Annotated in this window: 18 protein-coding genes; 13 read left to right on the top strand and 5 right to left on the bottom strand. The window is 64.8% G+C overall.

The window, feature by feature from the left end; all coding sequences use genetic code 11:
* Nucleotides 1–26: 26 nt before the first annotated feature.
* Together AC07XB_RS14235 and AC07XB_RS14230 are read left to right on the top strand one after the other, a co-directional pair.
* Nucleotides 27–2,156, top strand: a complete 2,130-nt coding sequence (locus tag AC07XB_RS14235; protein WP_492828238.1) for an acetate--CoA ligase family protein — start codon at nt 27–29, stop codon at nt 2,154–2,156.
* Between the two features lie 116 nt (nt 2,157–2,272).
* On the top strand, nt 2,273–3,046 hold the full coding sequence (locus AC07XB_RS14230) for a fumarylacetoacetate hydrolase family protein (RefSeq protein ID WP_492828239.1): 774 nt from the start codon (nt 2,273–2,275) through the stop codon (nt 3,044–3,046).
* A gap of 79 nt (nt 3,047–3,125) precedes the next feature.
* Here the strand turns inward: AC07XB_RS14230 and AC07XB_RS14225 are convergent, their stop codons facing one another.
* The 3 genes from AC07XB_RS14225 to AC07XB_RS14215 all read right to left on the bottom strand — a co-directional run bounded on the left by AC07XB_RS14225 (nt 3,126) and on the right by AC07XB_RS14215 (nt 5,193).
* The gene (locus AC07XB_RS14225; protein ID WP_492373111.1) at nt 3,126–3,695 is read right to left on the bottom strand and encodes a cupin domain-containing protein; all 570 of its coding nucleotides are present in this window, start codon (nt 3,693–3,695) and stop codon (nt 3,126–3,128) included.
* A gap of 129 nt (nt 3,696–3,824) precedes the next feature.
* On the bottom strand, nt 3,825–4,136 hold the full coding sequence (locus AC07XB_RS14220) for a hypothetical protein (protein WP_043355743.1): 312 nt from the start codon (nt 4,134–4,136) through the stop codon (nt 3,825–3,827).
* Between the two features lie 115 nt (nt 4,137–4,251).
* The gene (locus AC07XB_RS14215; RefSeq protein ID WP_441637573.1) at nt 4,252–5,193 is read right to left on the bottom strand and encodes a LysR family transcriptional regulator; all 942 of its coding nucleotides are present in this window, start codon (nt 5,191–5,193) and stop codon (nt 4,252–4,254) included.
* Between the two features lie 211 nt (nt 5,194–5,404).
* Between AC07XB_RS14215 and oxlT (AC07XB_RS14210) the strand changes: the two genes are divergently transcribed.
* The 7 genes from oxlT (AC07XB_RS14210) to AC07XB_RS14180 all read left to right on the top strand — a co-directional run bounded on the left by oxlT (AC07XB_RS14210) (nt 5,405) and on the right by AC07XB_RS14180 (nt 16,023).
* Nucleotides 5,405–6,745 carry an oxalate/formate MFS antiporter gene (gene oxlT / locus AC07XB_RS14210; protein WP_492373110.1) on the top strand — a complete coding sequence of 447 codons (1,341 nt, stop codon included), beginning with the start codon at nt 5,405–5,407 and terminating at the stop codon, nt 6,743–6,745.
* A gap of 130 nt (nt 6,746–6,875) precedes the next feature.
* The gene (locus tag AC07XB_RS14205; RefSeq protein WP_492373109.1) at nt 6,876–7,787 is read left to right on the top strand and encodes a LysR family transcriptional regulator; all 912 of its coding nucleotides are present in this window, start codon (nt 6,876–6,878) and stop codon (nt 7,785–7,787) included.
* Between the two features lie 133 nt (nt 7,788–7,920).
* Nucleotides 7,921–8,142, top strand: a complete 222-nt coding sequence (locus AC07XB_RS14200; protein WP_492373108.1) for a hypothetical protein — start codon at nt 7,921–7,923, stop codon at nt 8,140–8,142.
* A gap of 644 nt (nt 8,143–8,786) precedes the next feature.
* Nucleotides 8,787–10,103: an oxalate/formate MFS antiporter gene (gene oxlT / locus AC07XB_RS14195; protein ID WP_492387197.1), complete on the top strand. Its 1,317-nt coding sequence runs from the start codon at nt 8,787–8,789 to the stop codon at nt 10,101–10,103.
* Between the two features lie 211 nt (nt 10,104–10,314).
* On the top strand, nt 10,315–12,024 hold the full coding sequence (locus tag AC07XB_RS14190; RefSeq protein WP_492828240.1) for an NADH-ubiquinone oxidoreductase-F iron-sulfur binding region domain-containing protein: 1,710 nt from the start codon (nt 10,315–10,317) through the stop codon (nt 12,022–12,024).
* A gap of 14 nt (nt 12,025–12,038) precedes the next feature.
* Nucleotides 12,039–14,876 carry a formate dehydrogenase subunit alpha gene (gene fdhF / locus AC07XB_RS14185; protein WP_492828242.1) on the top strand — a complete coding sequence of 946 codons (2,838 nt, stop codon included), beginning with the start codon at nt 12,039–12,041 and terminating at the stop codon, nt 14,874–14,876.
* Nucleotides 14,877–15,006: 130 nt separating this feature from the next.
* Nucleotides 15,007–16,023, top strand: a complete 1,017-nt coding sequence (locus AC07XB_RS14180) for a zinc-binding alcohol dehydrogenase family protein (RefSeq protein WP_492373682.1) — start codon at nt 15,007–15,009, stop codon at nt 16,021–16,023.
* A 167-nt stretch (nt 16,024–16,190) separates the two neighbouring features.
* Here AC07XB_RS14180 and AC07XB_RS14175 read toward each other — a convergent pair whose 3' ends face one another.
* Nucleotides 16,191–17,162, bottom strand: a complete 972-nt coding sequence (locus AC07XB_RS14175) for an alpha/beta fold hydrolase (RefSeq protein ID WP_492810649.1) — start codon at nt 17,160–17,162, stop codon at nt 16,191–16,193.
* Between the two features lie 188 nt (nt 17,163–17,350).
* Complete coding sequence (locus AC07XB_RS14170) at nt 17,351–17,881, bottom strand: TetR/AcrR family transcriptional regulator (protein ID WP_492810647.1); 531 nt, start codon at nt 17,879–17,881, stop codon at nt 17,351–17,353.
* Between the two features lie 343 nt (nt 17,882–18,224).
* Between AC07XB_RS14170 and AC07XB_RS14165 the strand changes: the two genes are divergently transcribed.
* From AC07XB_RS14165 to fahA, 4 genes are all read left to right on the top strand, one after another.
* Nucleotides 18,225–18,617, top strand: coding sequence for a helix-turn-helix domain-containing protein (locus tag AC07XB_RS14165; protein WP_150986631.1), 393 nt, complete (start codon nt 18,225–18,227; stop codon nt 18,615–18,617).
* A 525-nt stretch (nt 18,618–19,142) separates the two neighbouring features.
* On the top strand, nt 19,143–19,364 hold the full coding sequence (locus tag AC07XB_RS14160) for a DUF2783 domain-containing protein (RefSeq protein WP_441637595.1): 222 nt from the start codon (nt 19,143–19,145) through the stop codon (nt 19,362–19,364).
* Between the two features lie 16 nt (nt 19,365–19,380).
* Complete coding sequence (gene hmgA, locus AC07XB_RS14155) at nt 19,381–20,730, top strand: homogentisate 1,2-dioxygenase (RefSeq protein WP_492373679.1); 1,350 nt, start codon at nt 19,381–19,383, stop codon at nt 20,728–20,730.
* Between the two features lie 105 nt (nt 20,731–20,835).
* The gene (gene fahA / locus AC07XB_RS14150) at nt 20,836–22,098 is read left to right on the top strand and encodes a fumarylacetoacetase (protein WP_492373678.1); all 1,263 of its coding nucleotides are present in this window, start codon (nt 20,836–20,838) and stop codon (nt 22,096–22,098) included.
* Nucleotides 22,099–22,505: the final 407 nt, after the last annotated feature.

The following is a 22,505-nucleotide window of genomic DNA, read 5'->3' as shown; positions in this document are numbered from 1 at the left end:
AATCCATGAACAGATGGAGACCTGACATGGCACACAATAAGGACGCGGTGCGGAAGATCCTCGCCGCCGTGAAGGAAGAAGGCCGCAACGCACTGACGGCGCCCGAGGGCAAGCTGGTGTGCGACGCCTATGGCATCCCGGTGCCGGGCGAGGGCGTGGCGAAGTCACCCACCGGTGCGGTCGAGCTGGCGGACAAGATGGGCTACCCGGTGGTGCTCAAGATCGTGTCGCCCGACATCCTGCACAAGACCGAGGCGGGTGGGGTACTGGTGGGCCTGAAGAACGCGGCGGATGTGGAGAGCGGTTACCTGAGCATCATCGAGAACGCGAAGAAGTACGACGCCAAGGCCAACATCGTCGGCGTGCAGGTGCAGCAGATGATCGCCGGCGGGCAGGAGGTGATCATCGGCGCGGTCACCGATCCGTCGTTCGGCAAGCTGGTGGCATTCGGCCTCGGCGGCGTGCTGGTGGAAGTGCTCAAGGACATCACCTTCCGCATGGCGCCGGCCAGCCAGGAGGATGCGCTGTCGATGCTCGATGGCATCGCCGCCGCCGATGTGCTCAAGGGCGTGCGCGGCGCCGATCCGGCCGATCGCGAGGCGCTGGCCGGCATGATCCAGCGGGTCTCCGAACTGGTGAGCGATTTCCCGGAAATCTCGGAGCTTGACCTCAACCCGGTGTTTGCCAGCAAGGACGGCGCCATCGCCGCGGACGTGCGCATCGTGGTGGATTTCGCGCCGCAGCCGGCGCGCTATCGCCCCAGCCAGGAGGCTATCGTCAGACAGATGAACCGCATCATGCGTCCCGATTCGGTAGCCGTGATCGGCGCCTCGAACGAGGACGGCAAGATCGGCAACTCGGTGATGAAGAACCTGATCAACGGCGGCTACCAGGGCAAGATCTACCCGATCCATCCCAAGGGCGGCGAGATCATGGGCATGACCGCCTACAAGAGCGTGCTCGATGTGCCGGGCGAGGTGGATGTGGCGGTCTTCGCCATTCCCGCCAAGCTGGTGGCCGGGGCGCTGGAAGAGGTGGGCAAGAAGCACATTCCGGGTGCGGTGCTGATTCCCTCCGGGTTTGCCGAGACCGGCAACGTGCAAGGGCAGGAGGAGATCGTCGCCATCGCGCGCAAGCACGATATCCGCTTGATGGGGCCGAATATCTACGGCTTCTACTACACGCCCAAGAACCTGTGCGCGACCTTCTGCACGCCGTATGACGTCAAGGGCAAGGCCGCGCTGTCGTCGCAGTCCGGTGGCATCGGCATGGCCATCATCGGCTTCTCGCGCTCGGCCAAGATGGGCGTGTCGGCCATCGTCGGGCTGGGCAACAAGTCGGATATCGATGAAGACGATCTGCTGACGTTCTTCGAGCAGGACGACAACACCGAGATCATCGCCCAGCACTGCGAGGATCTGAAGGACGGCCGCGCCTTCGCCGAAGCGGCGAAACGGGTCTCGAAGAAAAAGCCGGTGGTCGTGCTCAAGGCCGGGCGCACCAGCATGGGCGCACGCGCCGCCAGTTCGCACACGGGCGCGCTGGCGGGCAACGACAAGATCTACGAGGAAGTGTTCAGGCAGTGCGGCGTGATCCGCGCGCGCTCGCTGCGCGATCTGCTGGAGTTCGCGCGCGGCATTCCCAAGCTGCCCACGCCCAAGGGTGAGAACGTGGTGATCATCACCGGCGCCGGCGGCTCGGGCGTGTTGCTGTCGGACGCTTGCGTGGACAACAACCTGTCGCTGATGACCATGCCGGACGATCTCGACGCGGCATTCCGCAAGTTCATCCCGCCCTTTGGCGCGGCGGGCAATCCGGTGGATATCACCGGCGGCGAGCCGCCCACCACATACAAGAACACCTTGCGCCTGGGCATGGAGGACCCGCGTATCCACGCCATCATCCTGGGCTACTGGCACACCATCATCACGCCGCCGATGGTGTTTGCCAAGCTGGTGGTGGAGGTGAAGGAGGAGATGGCGGCGCGCGGCATCGACAAGCCGATCGTGGCTTCGCTGGCGGGCGACGTGCAGGTGGAGGAGGCTGCCGAATACCTGTACGAGCACGGCGTGCCGTCTTACGCGTACTCGACCGAGATCCCGGTCGCGGTGCTGGGGGCCAAGTACAAGTGGGCCCGCGGCGCCGGCAAGATCTGATCGGTGCGCCATGCGGTAAAACCGGCCCGCCATGCACGCATGCGCGGGCCAGTTTCTTGACAATGCGGCACAGGCGCGGACACGGGCGTGTGCCGTTCTCGCCTAAGGAGCTTGCGATGCAAACGTGGATTCGCTTCCAGACCGGTGACGGCGAGGTCGGCTTTGGCCGGATCGAGGGCGATCATGTCATCGAGTACGATGGCCCGGGCCACGCGCGGCCGGAGCCCACCGGCGCGACCTTGCCGCACGAGGGACTGCGGTTGCTGAGCCCGTGCGAGCCGGGCAAGATCGTGGCGCTGTGGAACAACTTCCATGCGCTGGCGCGCAAGCTGGAAAAGCCGGTGCCGGCGCATCCGCTATTCCTGATCAAGCCGGCGAGTTCGCTGGCGGGGCCAGGGGATGCCATCCTGCGGCCCCGCAGCTACAGCGGCAAGGTCGTCTACGAGGGCGAGCTTGGCATCGTGATCGGCCGCCGATGCCGCAACGTGGCGCCGGACGATGCCGCGGCGCATATCTTCGGCTACACCGTGGTCAACGACGTCACCGCAGCCGAGCTGATCGCGGAGGACCCGAATTTCCCGCAGTGGTGCCGTGCCAAGGGCTTCGACACCTTCGGCTGCCTGGGCCCCGTGATCGTCACGGAATTCGACTGGCGCGCCACCAGCGTGGTGACGCGGCTCGACGGCGCGCAGCGGCAGAACTATCCGCTGTCTGACCTGATCTTCTCGCCCGAGCAACAGGTCAGCCTGATCTCGCAGGATCTCACGCTTCTGCCTGGCGATGTGATCGCCTGCGGCACGTCGGTCGGCGTCGGCTCGATGAAGGATGGCGCCGTGGTGGAGGTCACGATCGAGGGCATTGGATCGCTGGTCAACCACATGCGCGGATAGTCGATAGTCCGGGCGCTGGCATCCAGCAAGGAACAAGGCAAGCGCCGGTTCTCGCCGGTGCTCGCCCTGTTGTTCCGTGTCAGAGCGGCAGCGTCATCAGCAGGGTGAGGGCGGACGTATCGCGCAGGCCAATCCGCGCCATGGCGCGGCGCAGGGCAGCCGTGGCGGCACCGCAGGCCTCGCCAGCGCGATTGGTGAAGTTCAGCCGTGCCAGCACGCGGGTGGCAAAGCGCAGCGTGACCGGGACCTGCTTGCGGCAGAACGCCACCTTGCGCACATAGCCATCGACCTCCCAGAACCAGGTCGTGTTGGCAGGGAAATAGCCGATGTCGCCGGCCCGCAGCACATGCATGCGCCCGGTGGCGCTGGTGACCCTGACCTGGCCTTCCAGAATCAGCACGGTCTCCTCCCAGCCGTAGTACCACTCGAACGTGCCACCCGTGCATTCCCACACATTGGTGGATGCCAGGCCGTCGATCGCGCGGGAATGCTGCGCGGCGCGCGATTGCGGGGCCCCGGTACGGATCCAGGTGGGTTCGATCGGGCAATGCTGCATCGGCAAGTCGCCGGTGCTGGCGAAAGCCCCTTCGCGCTGCTGCGCGAGCGTGCCGGCTGGCGCGTCGGCGCCGAACATCGTCTGTGATCCCATGGCTGCCTCCTTGTTTTTGATTGGTAGGCAGACATTAGCGAGCCTGGCATCCCTGAAATGTGCGGTGACGCACTTTCGGCGCAATTTTGGTGCATGGCGCAGGCCCGCCGGGGGAAAAGACGTCGTTGCTCAGTTGGCCTTAAGCGCCTTCGCACGCAGGTAGTCGGCCTTCTTGTCGAGGATCAGCCGGCTGAGGAAGCCGGCATCGTAGGCCTTGAGCAGGTGCGCGTGATACTGCTCGATATAGCGCGCGATGCGGCTGTGCTCGCATTCGATGCCACATAGCCAGGCGTACATCTCGCTGTCCCAGCGAAAGCGCAGGCCAAGCTCGGTGAACGCGGCGTTGTAGGCGGCGAGTTGCGATTCGTCGACCCCGCGCGGTGCGCTGGCAGCGGTGTCGGCATGGGAACTGGTGCGGGTTTCGAACTGGACCTGGTTCATGATCGGACTCCTCGGGCTCTCAGTGAAAGGTTGGGCCTGAAAAGATTGGGCCTGAGACGAGGATAGGTTTGCCGATTAATTAACGATAATTAAAGTTTGACTGAATAACCATAACTTATCGTTTATGTTTTATCAGGTTGTCCACGCCGGTGATGCGCTGGATCAGGGTGGCGCCTTCTTCCATCAGGAAATGCTTGAAGGCCAGCGCCACCGGTGGGAGGCGCTTGTTCTTGCGATGCACCACGTACCAGTTGAGCATGACCGGGAAGCCCTCGATATCGAGCACGGCGAGATTGCCCGTCTGCAGTTCCAGCCCGACGGTGTGTGCCGACAGGAACGCGATGCCCATGTTGGCGATGACGGCCTGCTTGATGGTCTCGGTGCTCTTGATCTCCATGGCAATGCGCAGGTTGGACAAGCGCCCGGCAAAGCCTTCCTGCATGGAGTTCCAGGTGTCGGAGCCTTTCTCGCGCGCGACGAAGGCTTCGTCGGCCAGCGCCGCCAGCGGGATGTTGCGCTCGCCCACCAGCCGGTGGTTGGGCGCGGCAACAATGACGTAAGGGTGGGGCGCGAAGGATTCGCTGACGGTGTCCATGCCTTCGGGGGGGCGCACCATCACCGCCAGGTCGGTCAGGTTGCCCGCAAGCTGGTGCAGCAATTCCTCGCGATTGTGCACTGCGAGGTTGAGCGTCACGCCGTCATGGCGCTGCATGAATTCCGCGAGCAGACGCGGGAAGAAGTAATCGCCGGCACTGATCACGGCCACATTGAGCCGTCCGCCGGAGATGCCCTTGAGCTGCGACATCGCGTCTTCCGCTTCGCGGAATTGCTGCATGATGCTGCGGCTGTAGTGCAGCATCTCGATGCCGGCCGGGGTCAGGTAGATCTTCTTGCCAAGTTGCTCGAACAGCGGCAGGCCGACATGGCCCTCGAGCTGGCGCACCTGTGTCGAGACGGCGGGCTGCGTCAGGTGTAGCTCCTCCGCCGCGCGGGAGAAGCTCAGGTGCCGGGCGACCGTCTCGAAAACCTTCAGCTGGCGCAGCGTGGCGTTCTTCATGCACTCGTCCGTCCCATGTATAGAGGATCGTGAATGATCATAATAAAAAACTTTATGCCGTGCCGAACTTAGTTTGAACTAGCATCAGTCCACGGATGCACGTGCCGCAATGTCAGGCGCGCTCAATCAAGTAGTGACCAAGGGCTCCCCTTCCAGAGAAGCCTACCCGTCGGGCCACAGAGCGCGACACGCACTATGCAGGAGACACGACATGGCGCACGACAATTCGGCGGCATTGGCCGCAAGCCGTCTGGGCTGGCTTCACAACCGCTGGTTCCAGCTGGCGATCGGTGTGGTTTGCATGGGGCTGGTAGCCAATCTGCAATACGGCTGGACATTATTCGTGACCCCGATGAATGCCAAGCACCACTGGGGCGAGTCCGCCATCCAGGTCGCTTTTTCCATTTTCATCGTGACCGAGACCTGGCTGGTTCCGCTTGAAGGCTGGTTGGTCGACAAGATCGGTCCGCGCCCGGTAGTGGCATGCGGCGCGGTGTGCGCGGGGCTGGCCTGGGTCATCAATGCGTACGCGACCAGCCTGCCGCAGCTCTACCTGGCGGCGGTGATCGCCGGCATCGGCGCCGGCGGCGTGTATGGCACCTGCGTTGGCAATGCGCTCAAGTGGTTTCCGGACAAGCGCGGCCTGGCGGCCGGGCTGACCGCCGCCGGTTTCGGCGCGGGCTCGGCGCTGACCGTGATCCCTATCGCCAACATGATCCAGCGCTCGGGCTACGAGCAAGCCTTTATCACCTTCGGCATCCTGCAAGGCGCTTGCATCCTGCTGATGGCCTTGCTGCTGGTCAAGCCGCGTCCGCCTGTGGGCGCCGTGGCGGCCAAGGCGGTGCTGACCAATCCCATCGAGTTCACGCCGGGCCGGATGGTGAAGACGCCAGTCTTCTGGGTTATCTACGCCTCGTTCGTGGCGGTCGCGGCGGGCGGCATCATGGCCACTGCGCAACTCGGTCCGATTGCGCGGGACTTCGGCTTCGCGTCGATGCCGGTGACGATGCTGGGGTTCACGCTGCCGCTGCTCACCATGACGCTGTCGATCGACAACTTGTGCAATGGTTTCACGCGACCGCTGTGCGGCTTTATCTCGGACCGCATCGGTCGGGAAAACACCATGTTCTTTATCTTCATTGGCGAGGGACTGTCGCTGCTCGGGCTGATGGAGTTCGGGCATAACCCTTATCTGTTCATGACGTTCGCGGCGCTGACGTTTCTGTTCTGGGGCGAGATTTTCTCGATCTTTCCCGCGCTGTGCGCCGATACCTTCGGCAGCAAGTTCGCCGCGGCCAATGCCGGCACGCTGTACACGGCCAAGGGCACGGCGGCGATGCTGGTGCCACTGGCCTCGATCCTGTCGGCGCGTGGCGGGTGGGATGCCGTCTTTACGGTGGCGGCGATCGTGACCATCGCGGCTGGTTTGTCCGCCAAGTTCGTGCTGGCCCCGATGCGACGACGGTTTATCACCGGGCATGCCGAGCCCCTGGTGCCGGCGACCGATCCCGCGGCGTACCTGGCGGGACTCTCTGCCCGCGAGAGCGACTGAATCACCAGCCGGGCCCGGATTCGCGTGACGCGAATCCGGGCCCGGCGTCTATCACGATGCGCAGCGCACTGCGGGGCATGGCAAAGCCGCTCTCCGCGCCCAATGCCCAATGCATGCAGGAGGGGTGATCATGAATATTTCGCTTCCCCAGCTCAAGGCCTTCGCGGCTGTCGCGCGACAGAAGAGCTTTACCCGCGCCGCGGCTGAGCTCGGGCTGACGCAGTCCGCCATCAGCCGCAGCGTGCGCGAGCTGGAGGACGAGATCGACCAGCGGCTGTTTGACCGCACCACGCGCCAGGTCGAGCTCACCGACGCCGGCGAGCACCTGTCGCAGCGCATCTGCCACCTGATCGAGGAAGTCGAGCAGACGCTGCGCGAGAGCCAGGGCGCGGCCAGGCCGTGCCAGGGCGCGGTGCAGATCGCGTCCGATCCGGTGCTGTCGTCGATGTCGCTGCCGGGCTGGCTCGCGGGTTGCCGTGCGGCCTGGCCGGGCATCGGCATCAGCCTGAAAGACCGCTCGCATGAGGCGGTGCTGCAGTGCGTGCGCAGCGGCGAGGTGGACTTCGGCATCGCTACGAACCCGCAATCCGGGGACGATCTCTACTGCGAGGGCCTGTGCGTCGATCCGTTCCATGCCGTGTTGCCATCGCAGCATCCGCTGGCCACGCGCGAGACGGTAGGGTGGGGCGACCTGAACGATGCCAATGTGCTGATGCTGGACCAGCACTCGGGCATCCAGCCGGCCGTAGAGCAGGCCTTTGGCGTGTATCACGTGCGCGCCGGCTCGCTGCAGGTGCTTGGCCACTTCGCCGCGATCTTCGGCATGGTGGCGCTGGGGCTGGGCATCGGCATCGTGCCATCGCGCGCCCAGGCAGCCGGGCTGGGCCCCGCCGCCGTCATGCGGCCATTGCGGCCACAGGTCACGTCCTCGGTGATGCTGGTACGGCGCAAGAGCCGGTCGCTCAAGCCCAATGCTGCTGCCATCTGGGACGCGCTGCGCGGCATGGAGCCGGACCAGACGTTGCTGGCGCGCGTAGGGTAGGGGAATGGCGTTGCGAACGACTGTTGCGTCAGCGCCCAAAATCTCATGATATATTACATACAGGATATTTACACATAGTGCGCCGCAGCATATAATGAAAACTCCTACTCACCATCCCTACCGGAGTTTTCTGATGGACAGCGCACTTCTTCTCGGTCTTGCCTTTGGTCTGATTGCCCTCGGCGTTGGTGTTACCTTCCTGATTGCTACCCGTGTGCCGACCCCTGTGCTCGCCCGTGCCCAGGAACATGGCCGCTTTGCCGGCCTTGGCGCCTCGCAGGAAACCGCCGGCATTGGCCGCGCCAGCCCGGCTCCGTCTGGCGTGAGCGCGCAACCCAACCTGGCCCGCGCCTGATGCTCGCGTGGTGCGATTGGCGGGCCGCATGGCCGCCAATCGCTGCCGCTGCGCTGGAATAGGGGCCATCCCCCGCCAGATTCCCTTGGTTTGATTGCTGGGTTCGCTTGCACCAAGCCTTCCCAGGCACCTTTTTGCTGTTCTGCGGATCGCAAGTTCCTTGTTCGCTCCCTCCGCTCTTCTGTCCTGAAGGGCCAGACATTTAGTACATTGATGCCCAAGTCTGCCTGACTTAATCTAGGGACTTTCCCGAGGATCGTCTTTGAGGCGCTGCGCCGGCCGGTTCCCCGGACCCATTTGTACTGGCAGATAGCCGCTTGTCCACGTGCGCCATTAATGAAGCGGGACGCCCTAAGTCCTTGATCCATCAGCAAGCCGGCTTGCACTGCTCGCCCGCTTTGATGCGCGTGGCGCACGAGTAACCTTCGTGCCGCTTTCCGGTGCATTGCCATCGCCATTTCCGGGCAGTTTCATGGTCCGCCAAGTGGGCTAAAAGCGTCTTGACTATATTGATATATCACATACTGTATAGCACTGAAGCGACGGCAGTATCTGGGATGCAGCACAAGCGGTGCCGTCCCAAAAGAGGTGTCCGAAGACGCCCTTTCCACATAAGGCGGCCCCGCCCGCCATAAGGAGACACCATGGAACATCAGCAAAACGCGCCCGAGTCACGCTTTGCCTCACCCTGGGTTCAACTCGCCTTTGGCGTGATCTGCATGGCGATGATCGCCAACATGCAATATGGCTGGACACTGTTCGTTAACCCGATTGACGACAAGTACCACTGGGGCCGCACGGCGATCCAGGTGGCGTTCACCATCTTCGTCGTTACGGAAACCTGGCTGGTGCCGATCGAGGGTTACCTCGTGGACAAGTACGGCCCGCGTCCGGTCGTGGTGGGTGGCGGCCTGCTGTGCGCGATTGCCTGGGCCTTGAACTCCGTGGCCTCGTCTCTGCCGATGCTCTACTTCGCGGCAGCCGTGGGTGGGGTGGGGGCGGGCGCGGTGTATGGCACCTGCGTGGGCAATGCGTTGAAGTGGTTCCCAAACCGGCGCGGGCTGGCGGCAGGCATCACCGCCGCCGGCTTTGGCGCGGGCTCGGCGCTGACCGTGGTGCCGATTGCCAACATGATCAAGACCAGCGGCTACGAGGCCACGTTCTTGTGGTTCGGCCTGGGCCAGGGCCTGATCGTCTTCTTCCTGGGCATGGCGCTCTATCCCCCTTCGGCCAAGGTGCTGAACCAGGTCACGTCCGCGGTCAAGACGGCTGCCTACAACGCCTCGCCGCGCCAGGTCCTGTCCTCGCCGATCTTCTGGGTGATGTACGCCATGTTCGTGATGATGGCGGCCGGCGGCCTGATGGCGACCGCCCAGCTGGGCCCGATCGCCAAGGATTTCGGCCTCGATGGCGTGCCGGTATCGCTGCTCGGCCTGACGTTGCCCGCGCTGACTTTCGCCCTCACCATCGACCGCGTGCTCAATGGGCTGACGCGTCCCTTCTTTGGCTGGATCTCGGACAACATCGGCCGGGAGAACACGATGTTCCTGGCCTTTGCGATCGAGGCGGTGGGCATTCTGCTGCTGGCTAAGTACGGGCAGGATCCTATCGCTTTCGTGGTGCTGACCGGTGTCGTGTTCTTCGCCTGGGGGGAGATCTACAGCCTGTTCCCGGCAACCTGCGGCGACACCTTCGGGCCCAGGTTCGCCGCCACCAATGCTGGCCTGTTGTATACCGCCAAGGGCACGGCTGCGCTGCTGGTGCCGTTCTCCAGCGTCATCACCGCCGCCACCGGCGACTGGCACGCGGTCTTCATGCTCGCCTCGGGCATGGCGGCGCTGTCCGCCTTCCTGGCGCTGTTCGTGCTCAAGCCAATGCGCGAAGCCCACGCCAAGAAGTATGTGCATGCCAGTACCACGCCGCCGATGGGATATCGCGCGGTGCCGGAGGACCTGACCTGACGGGCTTGCCGGCGTGGATCGGCGCGGTCAATGCGCCGCGGGAATAGGGATATGATCGAAGGCGAAAGCAAAAACGAAACCCCTCCCGCGACTCCCGCTGCATGTTGCGAGGCGCGTGCAGTGCAAGATAAGACCAGAGCGGCGGGCAAGCACTTGTAGCGCGTGCCCCGTTCCATCCGGCCCCCCCAAGAGACAGCTTTTCGAGAATGCCATGAACCAGGTCGTCATTCCCATCGCGGTCCAGGATATCGGCAAGGCGCGCAAGCGCCGCCAGCCAAAGGGGCGCCAGCCTGACCCGGCAGCCTTGGCCGAAGTCCAGGCCGCCCTGGGCGACGTACCGCGCCGGCGCGACCTTCTGATCGAGCACCTGCATGCCATCAATGACCACTTCGGCCAGTTGGCGATCCCGCACCTGGTGGCGCTGGCGCAGGAGATGGGATTGTCGATGGTGGAGGTCTATGAAGTCGCCACTTTCTACCATCATTTCGATGTCGTGCGCGAGGGTGGGGACGGCGCCATCCGGCCCCCGGCCGCGGTGACGGTGCGCGTGTGCGAAGGCATCGCCTGCGAGCTGGGCGGGGCGCGCGACCTGCTCGCCCGGCTGCCGGCCCTGCTGGGCAGCGAAGTCAAGGTGGTGGCAGCGCCCTGCATCGGCCGCTGCGAGCGCGCGCCCGCCGCGCTGGTCGGGCAGAACCCGGTGGATCTTGCGAGCGCGCAGACCATTGTGGACACGGTTGCCGCACGCGCCGTGCATCACGCGCCCGAAGCCCATCTGGGCTATGACGACTATCGCGCGCAAGGCGGGTATCAGTTGCTCCGCGCAGTGGCCTCGGGTGAGCGTGATTCCGAATCCTTGCTGCGCACGATGGAGGATTCCGGCTTGCGCGGGCTGGGTGGCGCGGGTTTCCCCACCGGGCGCAAATGGCGGATCGTGATGGCCGAGCCGGCGCCGCGCCTGATGGCAGTCAACCTGGATGAGGGCGAGCCCGGTACCTTCAAGGATCGCGTCTACCTGGAGCGCGATCCGCATCGCTTCCTCGAAGGCATGCTGATCGCCGCCGCGGTGACCCAGGTCGGCGCGATCTACATCTACCTGCGCGACGAATACGCAGGCTGCCGTGCCGTGCTTGGCGAAGCGCTGCGCCGCCTGCAGGCCGACCCACCGATCCCGGGCATGCCGGAGATCCAGTTGCGGCGTGGCGCCGGCGCGTATATCTGCGGCGAAGAGTCCGCCATGATCGAATCGATCGAAGGCAAGCGCGGCATGCCCAGGCTGCGCCCGCCCTATGTGGCGCAGGTCGGCTTGTTCGGCCGGCCCACGCTGGAGCATAACTTCGAGACCCTTTACTGGGTCCGCGAGATCCTTGAAAAAGGCGCGGGCTGGTTCGCCGCGCAGGGACGCCATGGCCGGCACGGGCTGCGCTCGTTCTCGGTGTCAGGGCGCGTGAAACTGCCCGGCGTGCACGTGGCGCCGGCGGGGATCACCGCGAGTGAGCTGATCGAGGAATACTGCGGCGGCATGCAGGACGGCCATCGCTTCTACGGCTACCTGCCGGGTGGCGCCTCGGGTGGCATCCTGCCGGCGTCCCTGGGCGATATTCCGCTGGATTTCGATACGCTGCAGCCCTACGGTTGCTTTATCGGATCGGCCGCCATCGTGGTGTTTTCCGAGCAGGACAGCGCGGTGGCCGTCGCGCGCAACCTGATGCACTTCTTCAAGCATGAGTCCTGTGGGCAATGCACACCATGCCGCGTGGGCACGGCCAAGGCGCTGGACGTGATCGCGCAGCCGGCATGGGACCTGGCCGCGCTGGCGGACTTGTCTGCGGTGATGCGGGATGCGTCGATCTGCGGGCTGGGGCAGGCCGCGCCCAACCCGGTGGATTGCGTGATCAAGTACTTTCCCCAGGAGCTGGCCTGAGCCGCGAGGACGATATGAGTGCACTGACCCGCGCCGAGCGCGCGCAAGTGGAGGCCTCCTCGGATACCACGGTGACGTTCCGCCTGAATGGCCGGGACGTGTGCGCCGGGCCGGGCGAGAGCTTGCTCAAGGTGGCGCAGCGCGAGGGGTTCGACATCCCGCACCTGTGCTACAAGGACGGCCTGGACACCGCCGGCAACTGCCGCGCCTGCATGGTGGAGATCAAGGGCGAGCGCGTGCTGGCGCCGTCGTGCTGCCGCTACCCTGCGCAGGGCATGGAGGTGCAGACCGCCTCCGAGCGCGCGCTGCGCGCGCAGCGCATGGTGCTGGCGCTGCTGCAGTCCGATATGCCTGAGGCGCGTTACACGCGCAACAATGAGCTGGACCAGTGGTCCGCCCGGCTGGACGTCGGCAAGCCGCGCTTTGCGCCGCGCGCCGCCGTGCCAGCCGATTTGTCCCATCCGGCCATCGCCGTCAATCTCGATGCCTGCATCCAGTGCACCCGCTGCGTGCGCGCTTGCCGCGAGGAGCAGGTCAACGATGTGATCGGGCTGGCCTTTCGCGGCGACCAGGCCGCGATCGTGTTCGACATGGGCGACCCGATGGGCGCCTCCACCTGCGTCGCCTGCGGGGAGTGCGTGCAGGCCTGCCCGACCGGCGCGCTGATGCCGGCCCGCGACGCCGCGTTGCCGGTGCCGGATCGCCAGGTGGAGTCGGTCTGCCCGTATTGCGGGGTGGGCTGCCAGCTCACCTACAACGTCAAGGACAACCGCATCCTGTTTGTCGAAGGGCGTCCTGGGCCGGCCAACCAGATGCGCCTGTGCGTGAAGGGCCGCTATGGCTTCGATTACGCCCAGCATCCGCACCGGCTGACGGTACCGCTGGTGCGGCGCGAAGGCGCCCCCAAGCGTGGCGATTTCGTGATGGATCCCGCGCGCGTGATGGACGTGTTCCGCGAAGCCAGCTGGGATGAGGCCCTCGCGCTTGCGGGCACCAGCCTGTCGGCCATCCGCGACACGTACGGCAAGCGCGCGCTGGCCGGCTTTGGCTCCGCCAAGGGGAGCAATGAAGAGGCCTACCTGTTTCAAAAGCTCGTGCGCACCGGCTTCGGCAGCAATAACGTGGACCATTGCACGCGGCTTTGCCACGCGTCGTCGGTGGCGGCGCTGCTCGAAGGCATCGGTTCGGGCGCGGTTTCCAACCCGGTGATGGATGTGGCACGCGCGCAGGTGGTGATCGTGATCGGCGCCAATCCAACGGTGAACCATCCGGTGGCGGCAACCTGGATCAAGAACGCGGTAAAAAATGGCACCAAGCTGATCGTGGCCGATCCACGCCGCTCCGACCTGGCGCGCTTCGCCCATCGCTTCCTGCAGTTCGAGCCCGATACCGATGTGGCGCTGCTCAACGCCATGATGCATGTGATCGTGGCCGAAGGACTGGTCGATCAGGATTTCATCGCCAGCCGCACCATCGGCTATGAGGAACTGCAGCGCAATGTGGCGGCCTACAGCCCGGAGCTGATGGCGCCGGTTTGCGGCATCGATGCCGACACCATCCGCTATGTGGCCCGGCTATATGCCAGTTCCAAAGCCTCGATGATCCTTTGGGGCATGGGGATCTCCCAGCATATCCACGGCACCGACAATGCCCGCTGCCTGATCGCCCTGGCGCTGATGACGGGGCAGATCGGCCGGCCGGGCACGGGGCTGCACCCACTGCGCGGCCAGAACAATGTGCAGGGCGCCTCCGACGCCGGACTGATCCCGATGATGTATCCGGACTACCATCGTGTCGACGATCCCGAGGCTGTTGCGCGCTTCGAGTCGTTGTGGGGCATGCCGCTGGATCGCCAGCCGGGGCTGACCGTGGTCGAAGTGATGCAGGCCATCGAGCGGGGCGAAGTGCGCGGGATGTACATCATGGGCGAGAACCCGGCCATGTCGGATCCCGATGCCCAGCACGCGCGCGAGGCGCTGGCGGCGCTGGACCACCTGGTGGTGCAGGATATCTTCCTGACGGAGACCGCCTACCTCGCCGATGTGGTGCTGCCGGCGTCGGCGTTCCCTGAGAAGACGGGCACCTTTACCAACACTGACCGCACGGTGCAGCTTGGCCGCCAGGCGATCGATCCGCCCGGGCAAGCGCGGCAGGACCTGTGGATCATCCAGCAGATGGCCGCCAGGCTGGGGCTGGACTGGTCGTACGCGAGCGTGGCCGACGTGTTCGACGAGATGCGCCATGCCATGCCCAGCATCGGCGGCATTACCTGGGAGCGCTTGCAGCGGGAGGACGCGGTGACCTATCCTTGCCGCGCTGAGGGCGACCCGGGGGAGCCGGTCATCTTTACGGACGCGTTTCCGACGGCTTCGGGCCGGGCCCGATTCGTCCCGGCCGACATCATTCCCGCGGCCGAGCGGCCCGACCAGGAGTACCCGGTCGTGCTCATCACCGGCCGGCAGCTCGAGCACTGGCATACCGGCAGCATGACCCGGCGCGCGGGCGTGCTGGATGCCATCGAACCGGAGCCGGTGGCGCTGGTGCATCCGCTCGACCTTGCCGCCATCGGTGGCCAGCCGGGCGACGTGGTGACGCTCGCATCGCGCCGGGGCCAGGTATCGCTGTTTGCCCGGGTGGACGACGGCACGCCGCGCGGCGCGGTGTTCGTGCCGTTCTGCTACTACGAGGCCGCCGTCAACAAGCTGACGAACGCGGCGCTGGACCCCTTCGGCAAGATCCCGGAATTCAAGTACTGCGCGATCCGCATCACGCTGGGTGGCGAGGTGCCGCGGCAGTCTAGTTTTGGGGGCGGACAGATCCTTGCGGCTGGCAGCAAACAAGGAGACGGCTAGATTTTCCGGGAAATCGGGAAATTGATTGTTGGATTTTCCGGCTAATCAATGCACGGCAGTGGGGCTACGCTGTGGCCATGGCGCAATCCCGTGCCGCAGAACCTGCTTGATTGACTTGGTGGAACCCGCAATGAAAGCCGTTGGCCTGACCCGTTACCTGCCGATCGACGACCCGCAATCCCTGGTCGACGTGGACATCGCCACCCCCGTGCCCGAAGGCCGCGACCTGCTGGTCAAGGTGGCGGCCATCTCGGTCAATCCCGTGGATGCCAAGGTGCGCGCGCCCAAGGATAAGGTCGAGCCTGTCACGCGCGTGCTCGGATGGGATGCAGCTGGCACAGTGGCCGCGGTGGGCCCGGATGTCACCCTGTTCAAGGTGGGCGACCCGGTTTTCTACGCTGGCAGCATTACCCGGCCTGGCGCCAATAGCGAGTTCCACCTGGTGGATGAGCGCATTGTCGGCCATAAGCCTGCATTGCTCGATTTCGCCCAGGCCGCCGCGTTGCCGCTGACCGCCATTACGGCGTGGGAAGCCTTGTTCGATCGCCTGGGCGTCTCGCCGCAGGGCAAGCATGCCGGGCGCTCTGTGCTGGTTATCGGCGGAGCAGGGGGCGTGGGTTCCATCGGCATCCAGCTGGCCAAGACGCTGGCGGGGCTGACGGTCATCGCCACCGCGTCGCGGCCGGAGTCCGCTGCCTGGTGCCGCGAGCTGGGCGCTGACCACACCATCGATCACCGTGGCGACATGCCGGCCCAGTTGCGCAAGCTCGGCTTTGCCGAGGTCGACTACATCCTGTGTTTTAACGACACGGACCGCCACTTTGCTGCCATGGCGACCGTGATTGCGCCGCAAGGCAAGATCTGCTCGATCGTGGAGAACAGCGGCCCGCTGGCCGTGGGCGACCTGAAGAGCAAGAGCGCCACCTTTGTGTGGGAGTTCATGTTCACCCGCTCGATGTTCGGCACGCCGGACATGATCGAGCAGTATCTCTTGCTCAACGAGGTGGCACGGCTGGTCGATGCCGGCCGGCTGCGGACCACGCTGGGCGAGAACCTCGGGCGGATCGATGCGGCCAACCTGCGCCGCGCCCATGCCATGCTGGAGAGCGGGCGGACCATCGGCAAGCTGGTGCTGGAAGGGTTCTGACGCAGGGTTCTGACAGGTCTCCAAGGAGGAGGCCGGCTGGCGAGGTGCCAGCCGGTCTTCTTTTTTCGTTTAATCAGCAATTAACCGCCAAGCTCGGACCCACACCGCCAGCGGCGATTATGTGGCATGCCACATAATCGCTGCCGCAAGCAGGGTTTGGGAGTGATTCAGGCATCGGCCTGGGCCTGCATCCTGCGAGTTGCCTCGGCAAGCCCGGGCGCGTCCGCGGCGCCGCGGATGAACGATACCGCCCGTGCGATGACCTGCGCGTCGTGCAGGACACGGCGATGGCCTAGTCCGTCCGTGGCCATCAACTGCGCGCCAGGCCATGCACCGGCAATGGCAGCGCCGCTCTCCCAGCCCACTTCCTTGTCTTGCCGGTCGTGGATCACCAGCGTGGGCGGCACCGGGCGGGCGCGCCCGATGGCCGGGACGTTGAAGGCAGACCACGGCATGCCCAGCCAGCGCTCGCTGTTGCGCTGCATGCGGGCCAGTGCGCCGGGCCCAATGCCGAGCCGCCAGGCCAATGCCGCGGCGGCAGTGTGCATGTCGGCCGGCGGGCCGATCATCACGGCAGCCTGCAGATGCAAGCCTTCGCGCACGGCCAGCGCCAGCGCGGCGCTGCCGAGCGAATGCGCAATCACCGCGTGGACCGGGCCGGCGTGCCACGCCGTGGCCAACAGCGAATGTGACATTTCCACAACAGAAGTCTGGCCCGCGCCGCGTGCACCCGCGTCGGAGCCGCCGTGCGAGAGCGCGTCAAAGGCGACCACGCGCATGCCAGCCGCCAGCAGCGGTGCAACCAGCGGTTGCCACTGGGCGGCATGGCCACCCCAGCCGTGGGCCAGCAAGACGGTCGGCCCGGTATTGCCCCATCGATAGACGCGCACGCGCCGGCTCGCTCCCTGGCCGGTCACGAGCGCCCAGTCCGCGCGCGCACGGTCAAGCAGTTCACGGCCAGCGCCATCCGGGCCGTTGCCATGGGGCGGACGGAACCATGCGTGCTCGAGCGCGCGCGCTACGCCGGCCGGATAAAGTAGCTCGGCCAATTGCCAGCCAAGGCGCCCCAAGCGCATTGGCGCCCCGGATATCGGCGCGGCCTGGCGGGTTTTGGTGGATGAGTAAATCGCTTGCGTCACGGCGGTCACCTCTAGCGAAGACTTCTGGCATTCCTGGCCGGGGCATCGGGGAGAGGCGATACCCCTCCGGCAAGACCGACCAGTCGTGCTATTTTTTATTTCAAAAAAAGACGACATCCTGCCGTCTTGAAATTTATCCCGATCTGTCTTGCGGGAGGCGCCTCGCGCAGGTGCCTCCTCGTCCTTGGCTACTTGCGCACGGGCTGCGCAAGCTCGGCCCGGCGGAGCAATGCCTCGAACGCCCGGCGGGCCATGGTCTCGGCGTCTTCGCGGCCCAGCAGCTTGTAAGACTGTTGAAAGGACATGCCGATGCCGACCATCTCGAAGGCGAACTGCCGCGCGTCTTGTGCCGGCGAAAGATCGCCTTCCTCGATCGCGTCGGTCACGGCCCTGGCGATGAGGCTATGCCAGTCTTTCAGCGATTGCACCACCTGATCCCTGACGGCACCGGGGCGGTCGCGGTATTCCTGGCCTAGCGCCATGAACAGGCAGCGGCCTTTATTGACGGATCCACCGAGCCAGAGCATGTACCCTTCGAAGAGAGCTTGCACCCGACGCGTGCCGCGCGGCAGGCGCATGGCCGGCCTGAAGACGACGTCCGAAAAGCGCTCCAGGGCGAGCGCCAAAACTGCTTGCTGCAAGGCTTCTTTTGACTTGAAGTGCGCATAGAGCCCGCTCTTGGACATGCTGGTGTCGGCGGCCAATGTGGCGAGCGACAACTGCTCGAACCCGATCTGGGCGGCGGTGTCCAGGGCCTGCTCGATGATGGCTGCGCGGGTAAGTTGTCCTTTCTGCATGTCGAAAGAATAGCACGACCGGTCGTATTGTCAACTTCGCGCTTGTGCGTTTTCGTCAACCTATTTCACTGCCGCCCGTTATGTCACCACGGAGGCAGATAATTGTGCTGTATCGGACCTATTGACAGGCTAGGATTAGCCTGCGCAGGGTGCCAACAAGAAATCTGCACAAAGTGTTGCCCTGATTACATACGGAACGCTTTGCGTGCTCTATACTCGAATGCACGTCCGCGCACTTTTTTTTCATTGGTGACTGGAGACCGACATGAACAGTACAGCCGTGCCTAGAGGCGCTAGCGAACCGTTCCGGCAACTGCGGGCGTTGCGCCGAGCGCGAAAGCTCAAGCAGGAAGACGTCGCCCGTAAGGCCGGGATCTCCCGGGAAGCTTACTTGCGGGCAGAATCGGGTCAGGCCGACCCCCGCATGTCGACTTTCCTAGCGGCTTGCGAGGCGCTTGGCCTGGAAGTGGTGCTGGCACCCCAGCATCTTGCTGCCGACGTCAACGCGTTTATTGCCAGCCGCAATGGCGGCGTCACGGCCGCTTCCATGGCCGGGCAGGCGCCTGCCGCAACGCCTACCGCCGCAAGCCCTGCACCGGCCACCCCGGTCAGCACAGGCTTCGCGTCGAGCCCGGGCGAAGGTCACAAGCCAGCCTGAGCACTCGCGCTGGTTCCGGCCGGGTCTGCGGCCGGATTGGCGCGCGCTTGTCATACCAGCAGCGGGCACGCCCCCACGTGCCTGCTGCTGGGGTTTTGCCTGCTTTACATGGATGGCCGGATGCCGCGCCTGGCGGCATCCGTCTGTCTTTGACGACCTCGGCCCCGCGCCGAGGCCGGGTCGTGCGTTTGCCTGTCGAGCCTGTCGCTTTCTCCCTGTCGTACTTGTTTCTCTTCTCCGCCTGACATTGCTCGGGCTGCCTGCGCTTGTGCGCCGTCTGGCGTCACGTCTTTGTCTCACCCTGTCCTTCGCGCCTAACCTACAAACGTGGTGTCCGCCGGTTTTCGCCGTCCGCGGAGAAATAAGGGCCGATACTGGTTTGACACGTCCGAGGCCTGAGATTACGATATAGTAAATCAATTACGGATTGTGAAATTCACGATCCGGCGTTCGAAAGACACCGCCAGTGTGATCACTCGTCCACTATGCCCGCTGCGGCAGTGGCCTGAGTAGGGAGACAAGCCAATGCCGCTGAGTACCGAACCCAACCTTGCCCGTCCGGACGACTTCTACGAGGCGCTGATCGACATGCATCGCGATCTCTCCGACGCGCAGAGCCAGGCCGCCAACGCGCAACTGATCCTGCTGCTGGCCAATCACATCGGCGATCTTGCTGTTCTGCAGGAAGCCATGGAGCTAGCCCGCGCGGGCGTGCTCGATTCATCGAAAGCGAAATCGCAAGCGTAAGAGGAAGACCCAAGATATGACGCAGACGCCATTGAACCTTGTGAACGTGAAAGGGCAGGCGCCCGACCACGGCACGCCCGGCTACCAATCCGGTTTTGCCAACGAGTTCGCCACCGAGGCACTGCCCGGTGCGTTGCCGGTGGGGCAGAACTCGCCCCAGCGCGCGCCGTATGGGCTGTATGCCGAGCAGATTTCCGGTACGGCGTTTACCGCGCCGCGCGCGCACAACCGGCGCAGCTGGTGCTATCGCATTCGCCCGGCGGCGATGCATGAGCCGTTCACGCGGGTCGAGCAGTCGCGCATCGTCAGTCATTTCGATGCGGTGCCGCCATCGCCCAACCAGATGCGCTGGAGCCCGCCGGCGATGGCCAAGGAGCCCACCGACTTTGTCGACGGCATCATCACCATGGCCGGCAACGGCGGCCCGGAGGCCATGTCGGGTTGCGGGATCCATCTGTACCTGGCCAACCGGTCGATGACGGATCGCTTCTTCTACAATGCAGACGGCGAGATGCTGATCGTGCCGCAGCAGGGCAGGCTGCGCCTGGCGACCGAGATGGGCCTGCTGGACGTCGAGCCGCAGGAGATTGTGGTGATCCCGCGCGGCGTGCGTTTTCGCGTGGAGCTGCCGGATGGCGAGGCGCGCGGCTATATCTGCGAAAACTATGGCGCCTTGTTCCGCCTGCCCGACCTGGGCGTCATCGGCTCCAATGGCCTGGCCAATCCGCGCGACTTCCTCACGCCGCATGCTTGGTATGAGGATCGTGAGGGCGATTTCGAGCTGGTGGCGAAGTTCCAGGGCAACCTGTGGCGCGCCGCGATCGGGCACTCGCCGCTGGATGTGGTGGCCTGGCATGGCAATTACGCGCCGTACAAGTACGACCTGCGCCGCTTCAACACCATTGGCTCGATCAGCTTCGATCACCCGGACCCCTCGATCTTCCTGGTGCTGCAAAGCCCGTCCGACACCCCGGGCGTGGACAGCATCGATTTCGTCATCTTTGGCCCGCGCTGGCTGGCGATGCAGAACACCTTCCGCCCGCCCTGGTTCCACCGCAACATCGCCAGTGAGTTCATGGGCCTGATCGAGGGTGTCTACGATGCCAAGGCCGATGGCTTCTCGCCTGGCGGCGCCAGCCTGCACAATTGCATGAGCGGCCACGGCCCGGATGCCGAGACGTTTGCCAAGGCCACCGCCGCGGATACCTCGCAGCCGCATCGCATCGGCGATACCATGGCGTTCATGTTCGAGACGCCGGCCGTGATCCGGCCGACGCCGTATGCAGCGGAGTCGGCGCAGTTGCAGGACGATTACTACAGGTGCTGGCAAGGCCTGAAGAAGCATTTCAACCCCAGCGAGCGCTGATCCTCAAGTCCCAAGACCGGTTTCACCCGGCCGACCATCATGAATCCAGGGTGCCCGCGCGGCGCATGTCGCCGGCACCCTTGTCATTGCCCTCCGGAGCCCCCGATGACCACTGTCCAGCAGAGTTGGATCGAATCCGCCAATGATGGCGTTACGCATTTCCCGCTGCAGAACCTGCCCTACGGCATCTTTTCCCCGAACGGGCAGGGCCCGCGCGTAGGCGTCGCCATCGGCGACTTCATTCTCGACCTGTCCGTGCTGGACGAGGCGGGCCTGCTGCCTGCCTCCGTCAAAGGCGTGTTTAGCGGCGCCACGCTCAACGCCTTCATCGCGCTCGGCAAGCCGGCATGGACTGAAACCCGCCAGCGCCTGACGTCCATGCTGGCGGCGGACGACACCACCTTGCATCCCAAGTCGGCCCTGCATGAGCAGGCCCTGGTGCCGATGGCCTGGGCTACCTTGCACCTGCCGGTGGACATCCCCGGCTACACCGATTTCTACTCCTCGCGCGAGCACGCCACCAACGTCGGCCGCATGTTCCGCGATCCGGACAATGCGCTGCTGCCCAACTGGCTGGAGATTCCCATCGGCTACAACGGCCGCGCCAGCTCTGTGGTGGTGAGCGGCACGGAACTGCGCCGCCCGAAGGGGCAGATCAAGCCGCCGAACGCGCCGCGCCCGGTCTTTACGGCTTGCCAGAAGCTCGACTACGAACTGGAAATGGCCTTCATCGTCGGCAAGCCGTCGACCCTGGGCGAGCCGGTCAGCACCGCTGCGGCCGCCGGACACATGTTCGGCATGGTGATCCTCAACGACTGGAGCGCGCGCGATATCCAGCAGTGGGAGTACGTGCCGCTGGGCCCATTCAACAGCAAGGGCTTTGGCACCTCGATCTCCCCATGGGTGGTCACCATGGACGCGCTCGAGCCGTTCCGCCGCGACAATCCGGTGCAATCGCCCGAGCCGCTGGCGTATCTGCAGCAGCCCGAGCGCAATGCCTATGACATCGCACTGGAAGTCTCGCTGCGCCCCGAAGGCGCGGAGCAAGCCACCACCGTCTGCCGCACCAACTTCAAGGCCATGTACTGGACCATGGTCCAGCAACTGGCGCACCACACCGTGTCCGGCTGCAATGTCCGTGTGGGCGACCTGATGGGCTCCGGCACCATCAGCGGCACCACGCCGGATTCCTATGGCAGCCTGCTGGAACTGACCCGTAACGGCGCCGAGCCCTTGACGCTGGCGGACGGCAGCAAGCGCGGTTTCCTGGAAGATGGCGACGAAGTGGTCATGGCCGGCTGGTGCCAGGGCGACGGCTATCGCGTCGGCTTTGGCGAGGTGGCAGGGAAGATCCTGCCCGCGCTGTAAGCCGCATCACGCTCGTTTTGCCACGGGCCCCCGCCGCGCTACGCCGGGCGGGGGATAACCCGCTCACACTCCCTCCCGCTCTCATCCCCCCGTTTCCCTCCCGGCCTTGACAGGCATGGCTACGCCACCGCATGGCCGGCAGGCGCGCGCCGTTACAATTGACAACCTTCTTAACCTTCTTGCATCCCCTGTTGCCGCGCCTTTGTGCGAGAATTCGGCCCTGACAAAAAGGGCGAGTCAAAGTTCGGCATTCCTGCCAAAAATGATGTTTTGATTGTCCCGCGGCTGATGCCGATGGGTCGCCTGGGGTCAGTTTTGCGGGTTTTCGGTCGTTAACACCTATTTAACACCGATTTAATACCGACTCGCTGACGGGCAACGTCATTTGCCAGCAGGCAGCCATGTCC

This window comes from Cupriavidus sp. GW821-FHT02F09 (assembly GCF_059421605.1).
The sequence above is the reverse complement of the archived record's forward strand: the minus strand, read 5'-3'. Positions and strand labels throughout refer to the sequence as shown.